The 21,854-nt window shown below is 39.2% G+C and carries 20 protein-coding genes; 14 read left to right on the top strand and 6 right to left on the bottom strand.

What is annotated here, in order from left to right:
- The first annotated feature begins 45 nt into the window (after window positions 1–45).
- Window positions 46–1,011: an AAA family ATPase gene (locus AABK40_RS11680; RefSeq protein WP_332922429.1), complete on the top strand. Its 966-nt coding sequence runs from the start codon at window positions 46–48 to the stop codon at window positions 1,009–1,011.
- Window positions 1,012–1,119: 108 nt separating this feature from the next.
- Here the strand turns inward: AABK40_RS11680 and AABK40_RS11675 are convergent, their stop codons facing one another.
- The 6 genes from AABK40_RS11675 to AABK40_RS11650 form a co-directional block, all read right to left on the bottom strand.
- Window positions 1,120–1,491 (bottom strand): hypothetical protein, encoded by a 372-nt coding sequence (locus AABK40_RS11675; RefSeq protein ID WP_332922428.1) that lies wholly within the window; start codon window positions 1,489–1,491, stop codon window positions 1,120–1,122.
- 375 nt (window positions 1,492–1,866) lie between these two features.
- Window positions 1,867–4,443 carry a heme lyase CcmF/NrfE family subunit gene (locus AABK40_RS11670; RefSeq protein WP_338397150.1) on the bottom strand — a complete coding sequence of 859 codons (2,577 nt, stop codon included), beginning with the start codon at window positions 4,441–4,443 and terminating at the stop codon, window positions 1,867–1,869.
- A 63-nt stretch (window positions 4,444–4,506) separates the two neighbouring features.
- Window positions 4,507–4,911, bottom strand: a complete 405-nt coding sequence (locus AABK40_RS11665) for a cytochrome c maturation protein CcmE domain-containing protein (RefSeq protein ID WP_332922426.1) — start codon at window positions 4,909–4,911, stop codon at window positions 4,507–4,509.
- A gap of 68 nt (window positions 4,912–4,979) precedes the next feature.
- Window positions 4,980–5,228 (bottom strand): CcmD family protein, encoded by a 249-nt coding sequence (locus AABK40_RS11660; RefSeq protein WP_332922425.1) that lies wholly within the window; start codon window positions 5,226–5,228, stop codon window positions 4,980–4,982.
- 24 nt (window positions 5,229–5,252) lie between these two features.
- A complete protein-coding gene (gene ccsA, locus AABK40_RS11655; RefSeq protein ID WP_332922438.1) occupies window positions 5,253–5,993 on the bottom strand; it encodes a cytochrome c biogenesis protein CcsA in 741 nt (246 codons plus the stop codon).
- 93 nt (window positions 5,994–6,086) lie between these two features.
- A complete protein-coding gene (locus AABK40_RS11650; protein ID WP_332922424.1) occupies window positions 6,087–6,746 on the bottom strand; it encodes a heme exporter protein CcmB in 660 nt (219 codons plus the stop codon).
- 495 nt (window positions 6,747–7,241) lie between these two features.
- On the opposite strand from AABK40_RS11650, the gene AABK40_RS11645 reads away from it, so the two are divergent.
- From AABK40_RS11645 to AABK40_RS11585, 13 genes are all read left to right on the top strand, one after another.
- Entirely contained in the window at window positions 7,242–9,623 is a 2,382-nt protein-coding gene (locus AABK40_RS11645) for a polysaccharide biosynthesis/export family protein (protein ID WP_338397149.1), read from the top strand.
- Window positions 9,624–9,631: 8 nt separating this feature from the next.
- Window positions 9,632–10,777, top strand: coding sequence for a GNVR domain-containing protein (locus tag AABK40_RS11640; RefSeq protein WP_338397148.1), 1,146 nt, complete (start codon window positions 9,632–9,634; stop codon window positions 10,775–10,777).
- Window positions 10,778–10,813: 36 nt separating this feature from the next.
- Window positions 10,814–11,674 carry a glucose-1-phosphate thymidylyltransferase RfbA gene (rfbA, locus tag AABK40_RS11635; RefSeq protein WP_338397147.1) on the top strand — a complete coding sequence of 287 codons (861 nt, stop codon included), beginning with the start codon at window positions 10,814–10,816 and terminating at the stop codon, window positions 11,672–11,674.
- A gap of 1 nt (window position 11,675) precedes the next feature.
- Entirely contained in the window at window positions 11,676–12,227 is a 552-nt protein-coding gene (gene rfbC / locus AABK40_RS11630; RefSeq protein ID WP_338397146.1) for a dTDP-4-dehydrorhamnose 3,5-epimerase, read from the top strand.
- Window positions 12,227–13,087: a dTDP-4-dehydrorhamnose reductase gene (gene rfbD / locus AABK40_RS11625; RefSeq protein WP_338397145.1), complete on the top strand. Its 861-nt coding sequence runs from the start codon at window positions 12,227–12,229 to the stop codon at window positions 13,085–13,087. Before rfbC ends, rfbD begins: the two co-directional genes overlap by 1 nt.
- Before the next feature lie 61 nt (window positions 13,088–13,148).
- Entirely contained in the window at window positions 13,149–14,150 is a 1,002-nt protein-coding gene (gene rfbB / locus AABK40_RS11620; protein WP_338397144.1) for a dTDP-glucose 4,6-dehydratase, read from the top strand.
- 55 nt (window positions 14,151–14,205) lie between these two features.
- Window positions 14,206–15,744 (top strand): lipopolysaccharide biosynthesis protein, encoded by a 1,539-nt coding sequence (locus AABK40_RS11615; RefSeq protein WP_338397143.1) that lies wholly within the window; start codon window positions 14,206–14,208, stop codon window positions 15,742–15,744.
- The gene (locus AABK40_RS11610; protein ID WP_338397142.1) at window positions 15,728–16,804 is read left to right on the top strand and encodes a radical SAM protein; all 1,077 of its coding nucleotides are present in this window, start codon (window positions 15,728–15,730) and stop codon (window positions 16,802–16,804) included. The genes AABK40_RS11615 and AABK40_RS11610 overlap by 17 nt, the downstream gene beginning before the upstream one ends.
- A complete protein-coding gene (locus AABK40_RS11605) occupies window positions 16,804–17,775 on the top strand; it encodes a polysaccharide pyruvyl transferase family protein (protein ID WP_338397141.1) in 972 nt (323 codons plus the stop codon). The genes AABK40_RS11610 and AABK40_RS11605 overlap by 1 nt, the downstream gene beginning before the upstream one ends.
- The gene (locus AABK40_RS11600) at window positions 17,765–18,772 is read left to right on the top strand and encodes a glycosyltransferase family 2 protein (protein WP_338397140.1); all 1,008 of its coding nucleotides are present in this window, start codon (window positions 17,765–17,767) and stop codon (window positions 18,770–18,772) included. The genes AABK40_RS11605 and AABK40_RS11600 overlap by 11 nt, the downstream gene beginning before the upstream one ends.
- Window positions 18,772–19,617: a glycosyltransferase gene (locus AABK40_RS11595; protein ID WP_338397139.1), complete on the top strand. Its 846-nt coding sequence runs from the start codon at window positions 18,772–18,774 to the stop codon at window positions 19,615–19,617. Before AABK40_RS11600 ends, AABK40_RS11595 begins: the two co-directional genes overlap by 1 nt.
- Window positions 19,598–20,836 carry an O-antigen ligase family protein gene (locus AABK40_RS11590; RefSeq protein WP_338397138.1) on the top strand — a complete coding sequence of 413 codons (1,239 nt, stop codon included), beginning with the start codon at window positions 19,598–19,600 and terminating at the stop codon, window positions 20,834–20,836. The genes AABK40_RS11595 and AABK40_RS11590 overlap by 20 nt, the downstream gene beginning before the upstream one ends.
- A complete protein-coding gene (locus AABK40_RS11585; RefSeq protein ID WP_338397137.1) occupies window positions 20,814–21,854 on the top strand; it encodes a glycosyltransferase in 1,041 nt (346 codons plus the stop codon). Before AABK40_RS11590 ends, AABK40_RS11585 begins: the two co-directional genes overlap by 23 nt.

Raw genomic sequence — 21,854 nt, 5'->3', positions numbered from 1 at the left:
ACCAAAAAGGTACCACCTTATCCAACGTTAAGCCAAAGTAATAATATGAGTTTATTTGATTCAGATGTCACCGCTGCAGATCAATTAGCTGAAGATTTCAGCTTACTGAAAAAAGAAATCGGGAAAGTAGTTTTGGGGCAGGAGAAAGTTGTCGAACAAGTATTGACCTCGCTGTTTTGTAAAAGCCACAGCTTATTGGTAGGAGTACCTGGTTTGGCCAAAACCCTGTTGATTAAGACAATTTCTGAGGTGCTTGATCTATCATTTAACCGTATTCAGTTTACCCCTGACTTAATGCCTTCTGATATTTTGGGGTCCGAAACATTGGACAAAGAGCGTAACTTTAAATTCATTAAAGGGCCGATATTTTCCAATATTTTACTTGCGGATGAAATCAACCGGACGCCTCCGAAAACGCAGGCTGCTTTGCTGGAATCCATGCAGGAGTACTCGGTTACCATTGCAGGGCAACACTATCATCTTGATGAGCCATTTTTCGTTTTAGCAACACAAAACCCCATTGAGCAAGAAGGAACTTATCCACTTCCTGAGGCGCAACTGGACCGATTCATGTTCAATATTTATTTGGACTACCCAACCTATGAAGAGGAGGTGAGCATTGTGAAGGCAACGACTATTGGAGCAAATCCACAGGTGAATAAAGTAATGGGGAAAGATAAGATTTTAGCTTATCAACAGTTGGTGCGTCGGGTGCCAATTGCCGATAATGTGGTGGAATATGCCGTGATGCTGGTGAATAAAACAAGACCTACGAGTCCTAATGCACCATCATTCTCAAAAAAATACCTTGAGTGGGGAGCAGGGCCAAGAGCTTCTCAGTGGCTCGTAATTGCGGCTAAATGCCACGCTTTGCTACACGGTAAATACTCACCCGATATTGAAGACGTTAAGGCGGTGGCCGAGCCTATTTTGCGCCATCGGGTATTTCGGAACTTTAAGGCCGAGGCCGAGGGGTTATCGATTGAAAAGGTTATTGAAGATTTATTATAAAAGTATAAAGCTCCCAAATTCAGGGAGCTTTTTTGTTTTTAGTCACATCGGCTGATCGGCGGTAACAGGCATTTGTTACCTACACCGTTGCGCTCCAAGCTGTCACGTTCAGGCGGTGGCAAGCGATCTTTTTCGGAGTCGCTCTTTAAGCTTTTTATAACTTCGCTTAAATACCTGAAGGTGCTTTTCACTTTCGTGAAAATCCTCCTCACCAATTGCCTGATCGGGAAATTCTCCTCTCCGATTAACGTAATCACAATAGAAAGAGGAATGGGCGGAAATAATTTGTCGGAGTTTGGAGAGTAAACGCTGGTGATGGGCCAATTCATTAAGCATCCTCGCATGTGTTTCATCCTGAGAGTGGGCGAGGATCAGCTCTTGTTGTTTCTTGAAAAATCGGATTTCTGATTGCCAGAAGTCAATATTGGAGATCCAGCCTTTAAATCGTTGATGTAAAGATTCGTGCGTGATGAAATTCATAAGCGTACAGATAAAGATAATACCATAATGGTCACAAAAGGCACCTTTATCAAGCGGTTATGATCTCGGTACTTTTATGACTTGATTTTCAAAGAGTAGGAATTTTTCAAAGTTTTGAATCGATTAATTGTCTGTACTTAAATTACTGAAATATAATCATTTGTCAAGCATGGTGCTGAAAAAAACGACAAAAAAAAGGATAGCAGTTTCAAGTGCTATCCTTCAATTTAATCTCCACTATAATGATACAAGTGGTAATGCCGACGTGAGTCGGTAACTTAAATATAAGAAGATCGATGTAACACACCGAAAATCTATAAGAGACTGTATTTATGGCAGTCTGCTATTATAACTTCACAACTCTTCTGATTGTTTTCAGGAAGGGATACTTTTTTCTGTTTTATTTTCTGCGGTGAATCGTTTGCCTGATTTTTTGTCTCTCAGCTTTTTAAATTCCTGATATCTTCTGACCATCGCAATAGAGAAGCCAATCATCACCAAAAGGGTCCCGAGCCATAACACATTGATAAATGGTTTGTTCAGGGCTTTGAGTACAATATAATCTTTTTGGCTTGTTTGTGCCTCAAAGACAAATATGCCTTCCTTGGGTTTGATATTGGACAAGCTCAGTTTAATACCTAAATCCTCGGATACTTCAGGGATTTTTCCTACTTGCTGCCCACTGACCAAAAAGATTGGGTTGACTTCATAGGATCTGTTTTGATCAAAAATAGTTACTGTCGCCTGTACAGCCACATCCTCTTTATTCAAAGGCATATCACCAATCTTGTTCAGCTTGGTGAGGGAATCGAAACGGCAAACGAAATCATTAATGATGAACTGCTCGCCCATTTTTGCCTCAAAAGTTTTTGCAGGGCTCCACTCCGTTTCCTGATCAGGAGTGATAAATGCGGAAACGTGCGTATAGAGGTCACCAGTGAGTCCTCTTTTAATATCAGGAGAGATCACCATGCCCATGTTTGGATTGACCTGTGCACGTGGGAAGAGGGTGAAATTCTGACCATTTGAAAGGTCCTTGTAATCCACCTCAAAGTAGATGTTTTCAGGGTGAACTTCTACGGTGTCGCCTTTGTGGAAATAGGTGCGCCCTTCGTAGGCAAGGTCCTCACGGGCAATTTTCATTCTGCTGTCGCCTGTTGATTTCAAAAGGTTGTGATCAACATAATTGGGCATGCCATCCACCTCAAGTCTTCGGCCTTTATAGTTCAGTATATACTGCCCCATTTGGCGATCTTTATTGACCCACAATACCAAATTTTCCTGATCAAACTGTTTGTCCTTGGCGTCCTTGAAAATAGGCATTCCTGTTTGATTCAAAGAAGCGACATTGGAATAACCTGCCGAGAACAAAATCCCGATCAGCATCAGCGCCATTCCAATATGGGTTACGGCACCACCTGAAAGTTTCGGGCTCTTCTTCAGCAAGCTGAAAAGAATAAAACCATTGGCGGTAAGGCAGTACATCCCTGCGGTGACCAATGCAATGTAAGACAGATCAGCGATAGGGTAGAGTAAAATGATGGCACCAGAGAAAACAAGTGTCAGAATAAAAGGAATGGTAATGGCATCCCAGAATTTCTGCGCATCCATCTTTTTCCAGTAAAAGAACTGTCCCGTACCCGATAGTAACGCAATGGCTACGGCGAACCAAAGCTGAAATTTGGAATAAAAGGCGACTTGATCGGTTGGGAGCGCAACATTTGAAATTCCGCCGAAGGCCTTAACAATGCTGTTCCATACCGGAATCGAGGTAGGAATGATCACCTGAAATGCCATCAGGCATAGGGTGGTCGCTCCAATGAAAATCCAAAATTCTCGGCTGTAAACCGAAGGCTCTTCACCCTCAACAGGCAAATCACGCCATCGGTAGAGGAACAAACCGAATCCACCTATGGTGAATACGGCCAGATAAATCAGTAATTGACCACTCAAGCCCAGATCAGTGAAACTGTGTACTGAGGCATTGCCCAAAATACCGCTTCGCGTGAGGAAAGTAGAATAGACGATTAATACAAATCCGGCGATACAAAGCCCAAGGGAGCTTTTCAGTGCCGTATGATTCTTTTTAAATACAATCATGGTATGGATGGCTGCCACCAAAATCAACCATGGAACGTAAGATGAATTCTCAACGGGGTCCCAGTTCCAGTAACCACCGAAGTTCAGTGTTTCATAGGCCCAGTAGGCACCAAGTAAAATCCCAAATCCGAGCACTGCGGCAGAGAACAATGTCCACGGAAGTGCGGGGCGTACCCAATCCTGGTAACGCTTCGTCCAGAGTGCTGCGGTAGCGTAGGCAAATGGAACCAAAGTAGTCGCAAACCCTAAAAACAAAATGGGAGGGTGAATCACCATCCAGTAGCTTTGAAGAAGAGGGTTCAGGCCCGAGCCATCTTCAGGGATAAAATTGGGGTTGGAAAGAAAGATTGGAGCATCCATTGCATCTCTCAGCAAGGCAAATGGCGACAAACCAATTTGTGTATGCCCAACCACTACGCCAAGTACCATGGAAGCAAGGAATGCCTGCACCAAGGCAAAAACGACCATCACGGGGCCTTCCCATGATTTATTGGTGAAGATTAAAACAACACCGAGCAGGGCGTTCCATACCATCCAAATCAGGAAGCTGCCTTCCTGTCCTTCCCACATGGCAGATAGCATATAGTACCAGGGGAGGTGCTTGGAACTGTGGCTCCAGGCATAGTTATATTCAAAGTGATTGCCACTGACGATCGTAAATAGAATGGCAAAGACACCAAGGGTGGTGACGGCGTGAGCCAGAAAAGCCCATCGCCCATTCTTCAGCCAGTCGTTGGCTTTGAGCTTTGATCCTGCTGTTGCTTTATAATAAGAAAAAGCAGCAACAAGCGATGTGATAAAAGCGAAAATAGTGAGCAGGTGCCCAATATTTCCAAGGGATATGTTCATCATTGAGTGATTTTTTGGCTAAAGAGTAATGCGGACCTTTAAACCTCTGTTGGGTAGAGGGGAGAATTAGATGGTTTGCTCTTCTTTATATTTTGAAGGGCATTTCAATAAAATCTTGTTGGCAACAAAAAGGCCGTTGGGTTTATAGGAACCGATCACCACCACTTGCTCGGACTTGGTGAAATCCTGTGGCATGGGCTGATTGTAAAATACGGTTTCTATTTTTCCATCATTGTCCACCATCTTGAAGGTGAAAGAGACAAGGTCCTTTCCAGTACTGATGCCCTGAACGTTGCCTTGGTCATCTTTGGTGAGCTGCCCAACAACGTGAATGTCCTGACGGTCACCATCTTTAGCCATTGACTGCGCTACGGTAAAGGTGGTGTAGGTGCTTGAATCGCCAATGGTACTGACAATAACCAAAATGGCGACTGCGATAATGACAATTCCAAAAATATGTGATTTCTTCATGAGTTTGTTGTTTGTTGATTGGGATTGCATATCCCTGCTTGCTATGAATAGAACTGTGCGTAGGTAGCCTATTGTTTTTCGATCTCGCTTTCGAGTCGGCTCAATTGCTTGTCGATGCGGAAAGCATAGCCCGCAAAACCGCCCAATACTGTCAGTGCTACGGCTACAACAACGTAAATTTTTCCTTCACCACGAAAATTGTCAGCCATCTGCACTTGTGTATTCTCATAATCTTTTTGCTCAACAGGAATTTTATCTTGAGCAAAGGTGGAGGAAAATGTACCTGCGGCCAATAATGTTAAAAAAATCTTCTTCATAATAATGCGTATTGCTGTGGGTGGTTATTTTGTTGTGAAAGCAGCTGCTTCAAGTTCTTGATTATGTCGGTGGCGTTTAATCACGGCAATTCTTGATTTGATCTGCGCAAGCCAAACGCCCAGCAGAATCCAGCCAATCACTGCAGGATAAAAAACAAGCCTTAACTGACTGTCCAGGTCATAGGCATTGAAGCCTGGGTTGCCCCCGTTGCCAGGGTGCAGCGAGTCCGTTAGTCTTGGCAGGATGAAAAGCAATGGAATCAGTAGCGCAAAAGCAAAAATGTTATACACCGCACTGATGCGGCCTTTTTGCTGTGGGTCTTCAAGTGATCCCCGTAAAATGAAATAGGCAAAGTAGATCAGTAAGCCGATTGCTGCGCCGTTTTGTTTGGGGTCGTTGCTCCAAGGCTCTCCCCAGGTGAAATTCGCCCAGATCATACCTGTGATAATTCCCAGAACGCCCATAAATACACCTACCTGTGCAAATTGGTCTGCAAAGGCATCATTTTTTTCAGAACCATTGGTGAGGTATTTTATGGAATAAACGACAGAAACCAAAAGCATCACGATCATGCCAAACCACATCGGCACATGAAAGTGCAGGTTCCGAATCGTCTCATTGAGGATGTTTAAACGCGGAACGTTGAAGAGTAAGCCGCCAATTATGGTATAGGCAACTAATACTACGCCCAATATTTTCCACCAGTAATTTTTCATGACTGTGTTTGATTGTGATAAAAAGTTCTCAAAAATAGTGTGTTTTATCAAAAAAGCATGGGTATTTGATCGACTTCTTGGAAAAGTCTTATCACTATTTTCGATGATTATAATTGATGTTTAGATAGTCATGCTATTGCTTTAGCTTCTCCACAGGTAGGGGAACAGTATGATGCTGATCGCTGCCACGATAACATCTACCGCAAGCAGTGTAAGGAGATGGGGAATGCTGTCCGTAAAATTAACGCCTAAAAGTGCTCCTTTACTCAATTTGAGTGCCATCAGTAAAATGGGAATAATGACAGGGAAAGCAAGAATAGCCATCAGGGTACCCGAGTTTTGTGCTTTGGCAGCTATGCCAGAAACCATCGTCAGGGTGAAGCTGAAGCCTGTCAGTCCTAAAATCAGCGTGCTAATAAACACTGGGTAGTTCATGATCGGGTTCCCCAGCACAGTCGCATAAAATAATAGAGCCACCAGTCCGAGGGTCAGCAGGAGCAACGTATTATAGATGCCCTTGGCGATAATAATATACTCAGGAGCCACCAGCTGATACCAATATAAGTTTCGTCCCTCGCTCTCCTGAAGAAAGCTCTTCGCGACGGCGTTTATTCCGGCAAACAATAGGATGATCCAAAAAAGGGCATTCCAAATCGGTACGGTCATTGCTCCACTTTGCATATGAAAGCTTAGGTAACAGATAAATACTGTAGAACCTACGTAGAGCAGCAAACCGTTCAATGCATATTTTTGACGCCATTCCATCTTTAGTTCTCGGCTGATTAAGGCGGATATTTGCATGCTTAAATTGTTCAGGTCTGATTGTAAAATGCAAAAATAGGTGGTTATTGGGCAATTGCCTAATAAAAACAAAGGAACTAAAATGGAATCAATTTTTACGAAGTGAATAAATTGGAGTTGTTTAAGAAAAAGGATGAATAAGCCTTTAATATGTTGAACATTTATTTTAAGGTATCAAATTCATAAAAATAGCAGTAATCAAGTGATTTTAGCTACTGATTTGGCTTATATAAAGAATGATTACCGTTATGATTGTAAAAATTCCGAAGGTCTTTGCTTCCTCTTTTAATTCGGAATATCTTTGCAGCCTGAAAATTGAATTTACCTACTTTTTTTTGAATTTATCAGCTTTGTGCTTTCGGGATGTTTCATTATATGGGACTGAGAGGGCGAAGCTGTGTCTGTCAGAATTTGTAAACCAATAATAATAGTAATTAGGTGCATACTAAAAAACTACTTCCCTACATTTCATGCTTACTGATTTTCTTCAGTCTTATGCTTTCTGTCCATAATGTGCAGGCGCAAACGGTAAATGGAGTCAATCTTAGCGAGATGGATTTTTCTAAAAAGAATGTTGATGACTTGACGGACGCTCAGATTGCACAGATTCAAGCTGAAATGACCAAAAGAGGTCTCACGGTTAATGATATCGACATGTTTGCCAAGGCGAAAGGAGTTCCTGAAGCACAGGTGGTGAAGTTAAAGGCCAGGTTAGCAGGTGTTAGCGGTGCTTCAGAAGTGGCTTCGCAAAGTGATCTGCCTGCTGAGGTTAATACCCCTGAGGTAACGCCAGTGTACTCAGAGAAAGACAGTCCTTTAAAAGAGGATGTACCTCACCGTGTTTTTGGGTCTAATTTGTTTAATGCATCAAACCTGACCTTTGAGCCTTCAGTGGCACTAAATCCATCGAAAGATTATAAATTGGGTATTGGTGACGAAGTTCGCATTGAGGTATGGGGTGCTTCCCAGCAAAATTATCGCTTATTAATTAATAAAGTTGGGGCAGTGGTTATTCCTGATATTGGTCCAATTTCAGTTTATGGCCTCTCACTTGGCGCAGCAGAGAAAAAAATACTAAAACGCCTGTCTACTATTTTCAGTGGAATGAACGGTAGCCACCCAGATACTTTTGCGCAGGTAAGCATGGGGCAGTTGCAGGGAATTACGGTAAATGTCATTGGCGAAGTGGTCATGCCAGGAACTTATACTCTGCCATCTACAGCTTCATTGTTTAATGCTTTGTACTTGTCGGGTGGCCCGAATAAAATAGGATCGTTTAGAAAGGTTCAGGTCATCAGAAATGGAAAAATATTTAAAACGGTTGATGTTTATGACTACCTCATTCACGGTAACGGAAGTGCCGATCTTCAACTGAAGAATGATGATATTATTAAAGTGCCTACTTATGACCTAAGGGTCGTGATTCAGGGGCAGTTTAAGAGAAATGGTCTTTTTGAGGCGAAAGAGGGAGAGACCTTAAGTAGCATTATTGAGGTCGCAGGAGGCTTTACGGAGAATGCCTATTCACACCGATTGGAAATTTATAGAAAAAACGGTCGTGAGCAGTTGATTAAGGATGTCATGCAGGATCAATTCTCTACTACTGTTTTACATAGCGGTGACTCTATCGTCGCTAAGGCAGTTTTGAACCGTTTTGCTAATCGGGTTCAGATTGCAGGGGCGGTATTTCGCCCAGGGACTTTTGAACTTTCTGACGGTTTGATGGTCTCTGATCTGATCAAGAAAGCAGAGGGCTTGAAAGAGGATGCTTATTTAGGGCGTGCCTATATCTATAGAAAAGCGGCGGATATGTCTGATGAAGTGTTATCCTTTTCGGTTAAGGGGGTAATCACAGGCAAGGAGGATGTCAAGCTGCAACGGGAAGATTTTGTGACGATTTCCTCTATTACAGATATGCGTGAGACGCAATTTGTGACTGTTAGTGGTCCCGTAATGCACCCTGGCCAGCTGAAGTACGGTAAAGGTATGAAGCTAAAGGATTTGATTCTGATGGCTGGAGGATTTAAAATTGAAGCCTCAGGAGCTCGTGTAGAGGTTGCTCGTAGACACGAAGGGGAGCAGGCGGAAACCTCTTCTTTGGATATTGCGAAGATTTATCGCATGGATATCACCAAGGATCTGAAATTATCTGAAGAGGATGGTAGTTTTGAAATCCAGCCTTTTGATAAAATTTATATTCGTAAGTCGCCAGGCTATAAAACACAGCGAGTAGTTTCTGTTACTGGTGATGTAATCTATCCTGGTGATTATTCTTTGAGTTCAGAGAATGAACGTATTTCTGACGTTATTAAACGTGCAGGAGGATTTAGCGCCAACGCGTATCCAGAAGGAGCAATGCTTACACGTAAAATTGTAAAAACAGATAAGCAGAAAGCACTGGAGGGTGAAATGCTCAAAAGAGATAAATCAATTGATCTTACTGATTTGGACTTTGAAGTCGTGGGAATCAGGCTGCAGGATATTATGGCAAACCCAGGAGGTAAATACGATATCTTCCTGTCGCCGGGAGATGAAATTACAGTGCCATCAAAAGTCCAGACGGTTCGTATTTCTGGAGAAGTATTGAACCCTGTATCCACAACGTATAAAAAACGAAAAAGAGCGAAATTCTATATCGCCCAGGGCGGAGGGTTTGGCTTAAGAGCTAAAAAAGGAAAGACCTATGTTCGCTACCCTAACGGAACCACCGGCATTACAAGAGGGTTTATCATTCATCGGTATCCAAAAGTAACCCCTGGCTCCGAGGTTATTGTTCCTCAAAAACCTGAACGTGCACCAATGAGTATCACTGCATGGATGGCAATCGCCTCAACAGCAGCCACACTGGCATTAACGGTATCTAACATCTTCAAATAATTAGCATCATGAGTGAAAGAATGGATTTAGAAACCCGCCGTCAGGAGCCATCATATTACGAAGAGGATGAAATAGACTTAATCGCTGTATTCCAGTCGATTTACCAGGGAAGGAAAACGATCTACAAAAGTATGATCGTGTGCGCGCTTTTGGGGATTTTCATTGCATTGGTTTACCCAGTATCCTATACCGCAACAGCAACATTGATTCCCGAGGCACCAACCTCTTCTATGGGTAAACTCGGCGGCCTTGCGGGCTTGGCAGGTATGGCAGGAATTGATCTGAGTAGTATGGGGGGGGATGGTTCAACCATTGCTCCTGAGCTATATCCGCAGGTCGTAATTTCATGGCCTTTTCAAAAGGCATTAATGAATACTAAAGTTGATTTGGAGGACGTCGGTCATCCGATTACGCTATTTGATTATTATACCAACTGGAAAAAGGAACAACCTTCCGCTAAAGTGAAGAAATATACAATTGGCTTGCCAGGAACGCTAAAGAAGGCGATCGCAGGTGAGCAAGAGCGTGTTCCAAATCCTAATTATAGCGGTCCCGAAATTATAACCAAAGAACAGAAAACATTACGAGATATCCTGACAGGCTTGGTTCTCGTGGAATCAGATGCAAAAACGGGGGTTATTACACTTTCTGTGGAGATGCCTGAAGCCAAAGCCTCTGCGCAGGTGGCATCAAAAGCTTTGGATTTACTGCAAGACTATATTACCGATTATAAAACAGGTAAAGCTCGGGCAAATTTAGATTTTATCAAAGAGCGTTATAACGAACGACAAGAGGAATTCTTGGCTGTTCAAAACAAGTTGGCCGCGTTTCAGGATCGAAATAAATACGTTACCACAGCGACGGCGAAGGTAAAAGAAAAACAGCTTAATGATGAATATACGATGGCCTATAATATTTTTCAGGAATTGGCAAAACAGCTCGAGACCGCCGAGATTGCAGTCAAAGAGAAAATGCCTAATTTTACAGTTTTGGAGCCTGTAAGCGTGCCTGTGGAGAAATCCGCTCCAAAGCGGGGTTTGATTGTTATTGTTAGCCTTTTCTTAGGAGGTTTTATAGGTTTGGGAATTTTATTTTTTCGCCATTTGAAGAATAGTGTTCAGCAACAGCTCAGTTTACAAGCGGAGAACGCTTAAAATGAAGTGTGTTTTTTGACCTAAAAGAAGCAGAGAATGAAAGGAATTATTTTAGCAGGAGGCTCAGGAACCCGCCTTCATCCATTGACATTGGCAGTAAGTAAGCAAATGATGCCTATTTACGATAAGCCGATGATTTATTATCCATTGTCTAATTTGTTGATGGCAGGTATCCGTGAGATTTTGATCATCTCTACTCCACGAGATCTACCTTTGTTCAAGCAATTATTAGGCGATGGTGCAAATTTGGGCTGTCGATTTGAGTATGCAGAACAGCCAAAGCCAGAAGGTTTGGCGCAGGCATTCCTCATTGCAGAAGACTTTATCGGTGATGATGATGTCGCTTTAATTTTGGGAGATAATATTTTCTATGGAAGTGGCTTGAGCAAGCTTTTGCAAAGTAATACCCAACCGGATGGTGGAGTGGTTTATGCTTATCATGTCAATGATCCAGAACGCTATGGGGTGGTTGAATTTGATAAAGATCAAAAAGCTATTTCTATTGAAGAAAAGCCTGTAGCGCCTAAATCTAATTACGCAGTACCAGGCTTGTATTTCTATGATAATTCTGTAGTAGAAATCGCCAAAGCCGTTAAGCCAAGCCCAAGAGGGGAATTGGAAATTACTGATGTGAATAATGCCTACTTGAAACAAGGCAAGCTGCAGGTGTCGATTATGAACCGTGGAACGGCTTGGTTGGATACAGGTACCTTTGCCTCTTTGGCGGAAGCAGGACAATTTGTGCAGGTAATCGAGGAACGTCAAGGCTTAAAGATTGGTTGTATTGAAGAAATTGCCTATCGCATGGGCTTTATTGATGCGGAACAACTGAAAGCCGTAGCGACTCCTTTGTTGAAAAGTGGTTACGGACAATATTTAATGGGATTGTTGGATTAGGATGGAGATTAAAGAAACTGCATTAGCGGGTGTATATGAAATTACCCCACGTGTTTTTGGTGATGAACGTGGTTATTTTTATGAAAGCTTTAATCAGCAGGCTTTTGAGCAAGCAGTAGGAGAAACAGTCCAGTTTGTTCAGGATAATCACTCCAAATCATCTTACGGTGTATTGCGAGGCTTACACTTTCAAACCGGTGAATTTGCCCAAGCTAAGTTGGTAAGAGTAACCAAGGGGGAGGTATTGGATGTGGCGGTTGATATGCGCGAGAGCTCTCCTAATTTTGGAAAGCATGTAGCGGTAAGGCTAAGTGCTGAAAACAAAAAGCAACTGTACATTCCTCGTGGTTTTGCCCATGGCTTTGTGGTGCTTTCAGAAGAGGCAGAGTTCCAATATAAGTGTGATAACTTTTACGCACCTCAGGCGGATGCAGGTGTCAAGTTTGATGATGTAGCATTGGGCATTGACTGGATCTTGCCGCATGAGGATTTGATTATCTCGGAAAAAGATCAAAAATTGCCTGCAATGGCATTGGCTGAAAATAATTTTTAATGAAGATATTGGTAACAGGAGCTAACGGTCAGTTAGGCTCTGAATTACAAGCATTGGCTACCACTACCGGTTGGGAGTGGACGTTTACAGATCGTGAGGAATTGGATATTACCGATCGATCAGCCGTATTGTCTTTCTTTCAACAGCAACAATTTACCCATTGTGTGAATTGTGCGGCCTATACCGCGGTAGATAAGGCGGAAGAAGATAAGGACCTGACATTACTATTAAATGCTACTGCTGTCGAATATTTGGCAGAGGCTTGCAAAGAGTTCGGTGCTGAGTTGATCCAAATTTCTACGGACTTTGTATTTGATGGTAAAGCACACTTGCCTCTAAAAGAAGATCAAGCAGTTGATCCCGTAAATCATTATGGATTCACTAAATGGAAAGGAGAACAAGCAGCGACAGACTTGATGTCCAATGTAGTGGTTATCCGTACCTCTTGGTTATACTCCCGTTTTGGCAATAACTTTGTCAAAACGATGCAGCGATTGGGCAAGGAGCGTGATACCTTGGGGGTGATTGTAGATCAGGTAGGAACACCAACCAATGCAGCTGATTTAGCAGATGCCATTGTTCAGGTCATTCCACAATTGGTCAAAGACCACACCTTCGGTGGTATCTACCATTACAGTAATGAAGGAGTGGCTTCATGGTATGATTTTGCCCATGAGATCTTCCATCAATCTAACATTACAGTAGATTTAAAGCCTTTGGCAACTTTCCAATTTCCAACCCCTGCAGCCCGTCCTCATTACTCAGTAATGGACAAATCCAAAATCAAAGAGACCTTTGGTATAGCGATTGCACATTGGAAGGATAGCCTGAAGATTTGTATAGATCAATTGGCTAATTAATTGAACCACATCGTAGGGACGTTGCATGCAACGACTGTACTTTACATTTAAAAATAAAAAATTGAAACATATATTAGTTACAGGCGGAGCTGGATTCATCGGTTCTAACTTTGTACCTTATTTCTTAGAGAAATACACGGATTACACCATCGTTAACTTAGACAAGATGACCTACGCAGGTGATTTGGATAATTTATCAGAGGTGATGGATAACCCTCGCCATATTTTTGTGGAAGGGGATATTTGTAACCGTGAATTGGTAGCACACCTATTCAAAACCTACGATATCAGAGGCGTCATTCACTTTGCCGCTGAGTCACATGTAGATAACTCGATTACAGGACCTGAAGCATTCATTCAAACCAACGTTAATGGTACCTTTACTTTAGTGGATGTAGCTCGCAACTATTGGATGGAAGCTCCTTTCAAATTCAAAGAAGGATACGAAGATTGCCGATTCCATCATATTTCTACGGATGAGGTATATGGTACATTGGGAGAAGCAGGTTTGTTTACTGAAGAAACGCCTTATGCTCCGAACTCTCCATACAGTTCTTCTAAGGCATCAAGCGATTTGATCGTAAGAAGCTATTTCCATACCTATGGAATGAACGTGATTACCACTAACTGTTCGAATAACTACGGTCCAAAACAACATAAAGAGAAGTTGATTCCAACCATTATCCGTAAGGCTTTGGCGGAAGAATTGATTCCTATCTATGGTGATGGAAAGAATATCCGTGACTGGTTGTATGTGTTGGATCACTGTAAAGGCATCGACTTGGTTTACCATACCGGTAAATTGGGTGAAACCTACAATATTGGTGGTCGCAATGAAAGGGATAACCTATATATCGTAGATAAGATTTGTTCAATCTTGGATGAAAAGCAACCAAGAGCAAATGGTGCAAGCTATAAGGACTTGATCTCTTTTGTGAAGGATCGTCCAGGACATGATCGCCGCTATGCGATTGATGCAACTAAACTTGAGAAGGACTTAGGCTGGAAAGCTGATGAGAACTTTGAGAGTGGTATTTTGAAAACTGTTGAGTGGTATGTTTAAAAGTTAAGTTCTTATTTAATTTCTAAGGATTGGAGCTTTCACTTTACAAAGTTTAATGACAGATATAAGGCAGAATAATAGGCGTTTGGCAAAAAATGCTTTCGCAATGTATTTAAGAAACATCATTACATTATTGGTGTCTCTTTATACCACGAGAATAGTCTTAGACCTATTAGGCGTCGAGGATTTTGGAATTTACAACGTTATAAGTGGTTTTGTAACGATGTTTAGCTTTGTTTCTGGAGCTTTATCTACGGCAACATCGCGTTTTCTAACCTTTGAGATCGGTCGAGGCAACCACACTGAACTAAGAACAGTTTACCAAACAGCATTTACGATATTATTAATCATTGCAGTTATTGTAGTGCTATTATTGGAGTCAGTCGGAGGGTGGTTCATTACTCATAAGATGGTTATTCCCGCCGAACGTCTTTATGCAGCTCGCATTGTTTTTCATTTTAGTGTGTTTACTGCTTTTATTACGTTATTGCAGGTGCCTCTGACGGCTTTGATTATTTCACATGAAAGGATGCAAGCGTTTGCATTAATTGGAGTGTCCAACGTTTTTGTGAAATTACTGACTGTATTTAGCTTGTATTTTATTCCATATGATAAACTTATTGTTTTTAGTGTTTTTTCGATGGTTAATGCGCTGTTATTGATGTTTCTTTGTCATCAGTATTGTAGAGGCAGATTCACTGAGTATCAAAATAGCTTATTGTTTGATCGAACGATCTTTTATAAAATGATGTCTTTTTCAGGATGGAGCTTTATTGGGAGTTTTGCAAACATTACTAAAATGCAAGGGGTAAATGTACTGCTTAACCTTTTTTATGGACCTGCAGTAAATGCTGCAAGGGGGATTGCATTGCAAGTTAATCTTGCATTAAGTCAGTTTACTCAAAGTGTATCATCATCTTTTAGTCCTCAAATAATTAAATATTACTCAGTAGGGGAGAAAAATAGGGTGTTAGATTTAGTTTGCAAAGGTTCAATATATTCTTTTGTGTTATTGCTGTTTCTGAGTTTGCCTATTCTATTTAGTACAGAATTTATCTTATCAGTTTGGTTAAAAAGTGTGCCAAAATACACAATTTGGTTTTGTAGACTAATAATAATTAATTCTTTAATTGATGTTTTCTCATTTTATTTAGGAGATGTGGTGCGAGCAACAGGGGAAATTAAGAGGTATCAAATTGCTGTTGGAGTTATTGTGCTATTTAACCTACCTGTCTCTTACATTATTCTAAGTAAAGGTTTTAGTCCCTTGTACACTGTTATAGTTTCTATCATGTTGTCAGTTTTTTCGCTGGGAGTTAGATGCTATTTGCTGAAACAACAAGAAAATAGGTTTAGTATATCAGAATATTTTATGAAAGTTATTGGTAAGGCGTTAGCCTTAAGTTTGATCTCAATATCATTCTTGTTTGTTTTGACACTATTCGATCTTAGTGGGTGGGAAGGTTTAATAAAGGTTTCTGCAGGCACGCTATTTATTGTTCCTATGGTCTCTTGGAAATTGGTTTTTACAGGTGAAGACCGACAGAAGATAAATTCATTACTTAAAAAGAAAATTTATGAAAAGGTTTTTTGAGTGTACAGTTCCAATAACTAAATGTAATGTTAAATGTAGTTATTGTTATATTATCCAAGAAGGTCGAAGAAATGGTAAAATTGACGGTTTTTTATATTCTGCTGATCATATAGCTAATGCATTAACTAAAGAGAGATTGGGCGGAACCTGTTATTTTAGTTTGTGCGGCAATGGAGAGACGTTAATACCAAAAGAGATTATCCCTATCGCACATAAACTTTTAGAAAATGGTCATTTTGTAAATATTACAACAAATGGGACATTAACAAATAAGTTTGAAGAAATTATCAATAATTTTTCAAAGGATTATTTAGAGAGACTACACTTTTCATTTTCCTTTCATTTCACTGAATTAAAAAAGAAAGATTTAGTTGGAGTGTTCCTTAAAAATGTGGCTTTGGTTAAAGCAAGTGGATGTTCTTTTTTAGTTCAAATTAACTTGACTGACGAGTATATTGAATGTTGGGATGAGATAAAACACATTTGCTTAGATAATTTTGGAGCCTTACCACATGTAGCGTTAACAAGAGATGAAAGTTTTAAGGAATTTAAAATAATGAGTGATCTATCTTTTCCTGAATATGTACGTAAAGGGAAAGAAATGAATTCTCCATTGTTCGATTTTACTGTTGATAATTTTAATCAAAAAAGAACAGAGTTTTGTTATGCTGGAGAATGGAGTGCGAAATTAAATATTGGTACCGGTGACATGATGGGGTGTTATGGTATGGGAAAAAGACAGAATATTTATAAGAGCCTGAATGAGCCAATTAAATTTGAGGCTATTGGATGTAATTGTGTATTAGAATATTGCGTGAATTCAAGTCACTTTATGTCTTTAGGTGTTATTCCATCAAAAGAAACTCCAACATATGGAAGTCTGCGCAATCGTAAGATAGCAGGGTGGCAAAGTGAAAAGATGTGTCAATTTCTAAGCGAGAAATTAATAGAGTCGAACCAAGAATATTCCCCTTGGAAAAAAGGGGTTGTGAATATTAAGTATGGTGCTTTGCACAATGCGCGTCGAATGAAAAGATTATTTAATAAAGTTATTCAGTAGTGAGCTACCAAAAGAAGATTATAGATTTAAAAAGGGAAATATCAGATAATTTAAATGCTGTAATTGATTCGGATTATATATATTTAGATTTACCTTATTATAATAATATAGGGGATGTGCTGATTTGGAAAGGAGCAAAGACCTACTTAGAGACACTGCCTCATAAGTGCCTTTATGAATCTGCAATTGAGAACTTTATAGCTCCAAATATCTCTGAGGAAACAATAATCATCTTTCAGGGTGGGGGTAATTTTGGAGATCTATGGCGCCGGCATACAGCTTTTGTGTTGGATGTGATAGATAAATACCCTAAGAATAGAGTGGTTATTTTTCCTCAAACCATCTATTATCAAGATGAGTCAGTCTTACAGCAAGATGCCTTGGTCATGAATCGAAGAGGTAATGTGACAATTTGTGGGCGTGATCGAAGAACTTTCGATTTATTAAATAAATACTTTTTAAATTGTAATAATCTTCTCGTACCCGATACGGCATTTTTTATTGATCTAAATGGGTTGAAAGTAGAGGTATCGAAGCAAAGTTTGACTAAGTCGCTTCTTTTCAAACGAAATGATTCTGAAAAAGCTTCATTTGATTTTGATTTGTACTTACAAGATGGTGACTATGATAGTCATGATTGGCCGTCTATGGAAAGGCCAATTTTTAGAGCTAAACTAATGGATTATTTGCTGACTGGCTGTCGTCGTCTTCCATTTTCTTTTGTTAAGAGTATTACAAATTGGTATGCAAATTCAGTGTTTTTTCCAGCCATGTTATCTGAGGGGGTTCAATTTCTTTCTAAGTATAATTATATATATACAACGAGATTGCATGGAGCAATTCTTTCAATTCTTCTGAGTAAAGAGATTACATTTTTTGATAATTCTTATGGGAAGAATAAAGGGTTTTATGATACTTGGTTAAGTGGGGTTAGTGGGATCGAATTTATTGATAGATCAAATGTTAGTTAGTGTTGTTGTACCCGTCTATGGGGTTGAAAAGTATATCGAAAGGTGTTTCAAATCTGTTGAAGAACAGACCTACCCTTATTTGGAATGCCTGTTTATCGATGATTGCTCACTCGATAATAGTAGGAATATATTAGAGTCATTGATTGATCAGTATGAAGGCGTCATCGATTTCAAAATAGTTTCGCACCAAAAAAATAAAGGACTTTCAGGGGCTCGGAATACTGGACTTTTGGCATCTAATGGTGAGTATGTGTATTTTCTGGATAGCGATGATGATATACCAAAAGACTCAATTAGCAATTTAGTACAGACCCTTGATAAGGTGAATGGATTTGTTGAAATGGTACAAGGAAGTACAATGATCTTTCAAGGGGAAAAAATATTTAACCGTTACGTATTATCTTCGCGCTTGCCGAGTGTAATTCATGGGAATGCTCAGATTCGAACTAATATTCTTGAGAGAAAAACTCCAGTTACTGCATGGAATCGATTAATTTCGAGAAAGTTCTTGTTAGAAAATAATTTGTATTTCAAGGAAGGCATTATTCATGAGGATGAATATTGGGGTTTTCAATTAGCGAGAAAAATCGATTCTATAGCATACTGTTTTGATGTTACATATAATCATTATATTAACCCCAACTCTATAACCACCAGTGGGTATAAAAAAAGTCTGGATAACTGGTTGTTTATTTTGTCATTAATTAGTGATGAAATTAATGAAAACTCGCGAGAGGAGAAGATATTTTATTTGAAATCAGGCTATAGTGGTGTTTTTCTTAAATCTCTAAAATTTGTGAATAAAGAAGAAGCTAAATTATATATTGGAAAGTTGTATGAGGTGTGTTTAGGGAATGAATGGGTAAGTTCAGATTTGTTCGCGAAAATGTATTGTTCTTTGTATAATTTGCCATACTTTGTTCAGAACTTCATTGTGAAGGTCGTACCAGTTAGGGTTCTATTCACAAGGTTTTTATTATCTATGGTCGCAAAATAATGGGTAGATGTTTAGTTAGTGTTTATATCCCGACACATAATCGCGTAGACTTATTAAAGCGTGCTGTCGATTCGGTTAAAAATCAAACTTATACCAATTGGGAATTGATTATTGTCGCTGATGCTTGTGTTGATGGTACAGTACAGTATTGTAAAGAGCTTAGCGAGCAAGATTCTCGGATAAAATACTTGGTTAATGAAGTGTCGTTAGGAGCATGTAATGCTCGGAACTTAGCTATTCAATGCGCTCATGGTAAATATGTTACTGGCTTAGATGATGATGATTATTTTGCGCAAAACCGACTGCAACTATTTGTTGATAATGTATCCGATCGATATTCGTTGATTTGTGCTTCATATGAGGTGATTGGTGGACGTAACTTTGGAAAAAGACAAGTTATTTCACTCAAGGACATGTTTAAAAAAAATTGTACAGGTAGTCAGGTTTTTGTAGAAACTGAAAAGGTTCTTAGTGTCGGGGGCTTTGATGTATACATGAAGGCATGTCAAGATTATGATTTGTATTTGCGTTTAATTGATAGATATGGTGATGCTTTACAGTTAGCGGAGTATACCTATGTTGTTGATGAAACAGCAGCAAATAACCGAATTACAGCTTCATCGGGCTATGCTCATAAATATCTTTTATTTTATAAAAAGCATAAGCATAGATTTTCAAAACATGATAAGGTTGTGCATTTGATACGGATGTATGAGTTTTTGAATAAAAAATTAGCAATAAAGCGAGCCTTTGTCTTTAGTTTTTATAATTTAAAAGCAGTGCTCAAATATTTTGTAAAGAGAGAGGTATTAAAGTTGAGAGGAATTGGAAATACAGAGGCGTGAAATTACCATAAAATCTGGGGCAACATATTTAATTATTGCTCTTATTCTGCTATTTAGACTAATTGCAGATCAAAGTTACTTTCATTTACCTAAGGTACTGGGGGTTGGCCTTTCGATGTCAGGGCTTTTGTTATTTTTATCCTACTTTATTTATAAAGGAAGACATGTTTATTCATTATTTGATAAGTATTTTTTATACTGGTTTTTATTTGTTCTTGTATTTAGTATTCTAAATAAATCAATAATAGCTTACCCTTTTGCGAGTTTCAAAGAAGTTAGTCGAGTCTTCTTGTTGTTTCTAACTTCGATATTTTGCTCTCAATATTTGTCTTATAAGTCTCTGCATAGACTATTCAAGTATTCTTTTTATCTCATTACGTTAGGTGCTATTCTTCAAATAGTTCGAGTTTTACCTTATATATCAGTAGTTGATGGAAATCGAATAGAGTCTTTTACAGGTCACCCAAATGCATTAGCGAATTTTTATGTCATCCAAATGGTTTATTGGTTGTTTTTATGGACTATTAAGGGGTATAGATTGAGTAGATGGTACTTTTTTGGTTCCTTTATATTTTTGGGGTTAACATCTTCCCGTGCAGCTATTCTATTTGCTGTTTTCATAGTCTGTGTTTTCGGTATGTATTTTCTTAGAGGGTATGTACGTTCTTTTGCTAATAAGGCTTTTATATATTTGGGAGCTGTTTTTGTTCTGTTTTTGTTCTTTTACTTAATGCGAGATCGATTCCTAGGTGAAATAACAAAAGTGATGTCTGGGGGTGGCCTAATGGAAATAGTTCAAAATAGAGATTTAAGTGGCTCAATGACATGGCGTTTATATAACTGGTATAGCCTATTAAGTTATTCTTTAGTAAGGCACCCATGGATTGGGTGTGGGATTAATGTTACCGATATATTAAATGTTGAAATAACAGGGGCGCCTTTACAAGCTCATAATGACTATGTAAAGTATCTCTTTGAAACTGGAGTATTAGGTTTTACTTTTCATTTGAGTTTATTGATTTGGTGGGTGAAAAAATTACGTGAAATTTCTTACAAACCCGAACATATATTGTTTATGGTTTCATTTATAGGTTTTTCTCTCATTAAATTAATTGACGGCCTTGAGCAAAGTAATATATTTCTAATATTTTTTATCGCGTTTGGTGCTGTCTTATATCGAAAACAAGAGGTTAAGTATGTTGCAAATAATAGTATCTAAGGACGGGAAGTTCGGCGGAGGTGAGAATATCACTCAGCTCATTTATAATAATCTGGGAGAGCATTCATTTATTATTACGAATTCTGAAGAGCTGAACAAAAAGATAGATGATTTAAATCGATGTTTTTTGTTTGCTTATAAAAAGTTGAATATTGTTAATCTATTGAGATTGATTCTTTTTGTGAGAGTAATTATTAGTAATAATGACATAAGTAGAATAATCTCTCATCATCGATTTAGTACGTTAGCGGGTTGGTGTGCTGTATTAGGTAAAGATATTAAACTTGTACATTATATTCATTACTTTACACATGGTAGATCAATTCTTCCTCTCTTTATTAAGCATTTTGTTGCCGTTAGTAATTCTTTGAAAGACCATTGGGTAAAGCATCATAATGTGTCGGAAGAGAAGATTTCTGTAATTTATAATGGTATAGAGGCAAAAAACTCATCTCAAAGGCGGAAAGAGGAATTTAGTGAAAAATTTACGGTACGAAATGGTCAATTAAATATTTGTATTGTAGGGCGATTAGATCCGATAAAGGGGCACAAGGTTTTATTTGATGCCATGGAGTATGAGGGGTTTGAAAATGCAAAGGTCTTTGTTATTGGCGATGGAGTAGAGAGAGAAAGTCTTGAGGCGTATGTGAAAAATAAAAGTTATAGTAGTCAAATTAAATTCTGTGGCTTTGTTAGTAATCCTGTAGAGATCATATCCCTGTTCGATTTGTTAATATTACCCTCTTATTCAGAGGGATTGCCATTTACATTGGTTGAGGCTATGTCTCAAAATTTAGGTATTTTGGCTTCTGATATTCCACCTAATGTTGAAACTTTAGGGGATGATTACCCATTCACATTTCAAGTGGGAGACGCTAAATCTCTTTCTAATTGTCTTAATAAATTTAGGGAGAGCGCAGATTCCGTTAAAGAAGGGTTGAATAGAAAAATGTATATACGATTCATGGATTATTTTCAGTTGAATGCCATGATCACTAAAATTAAAGAAATATTGTAA

It is taken from the genome of Persicobacter psychrovividus (genome assembly GCF_036492425.1).
GTDB lineage: Bacteria > Bacteroidota > Bacteroidia > Cytophagales > Cyclobacteriaceae > Persicobacter > Persicobacter psychrovividus.
This window is presented reverse-complemented; position numbering and strand designations above follow the sequence as displayed.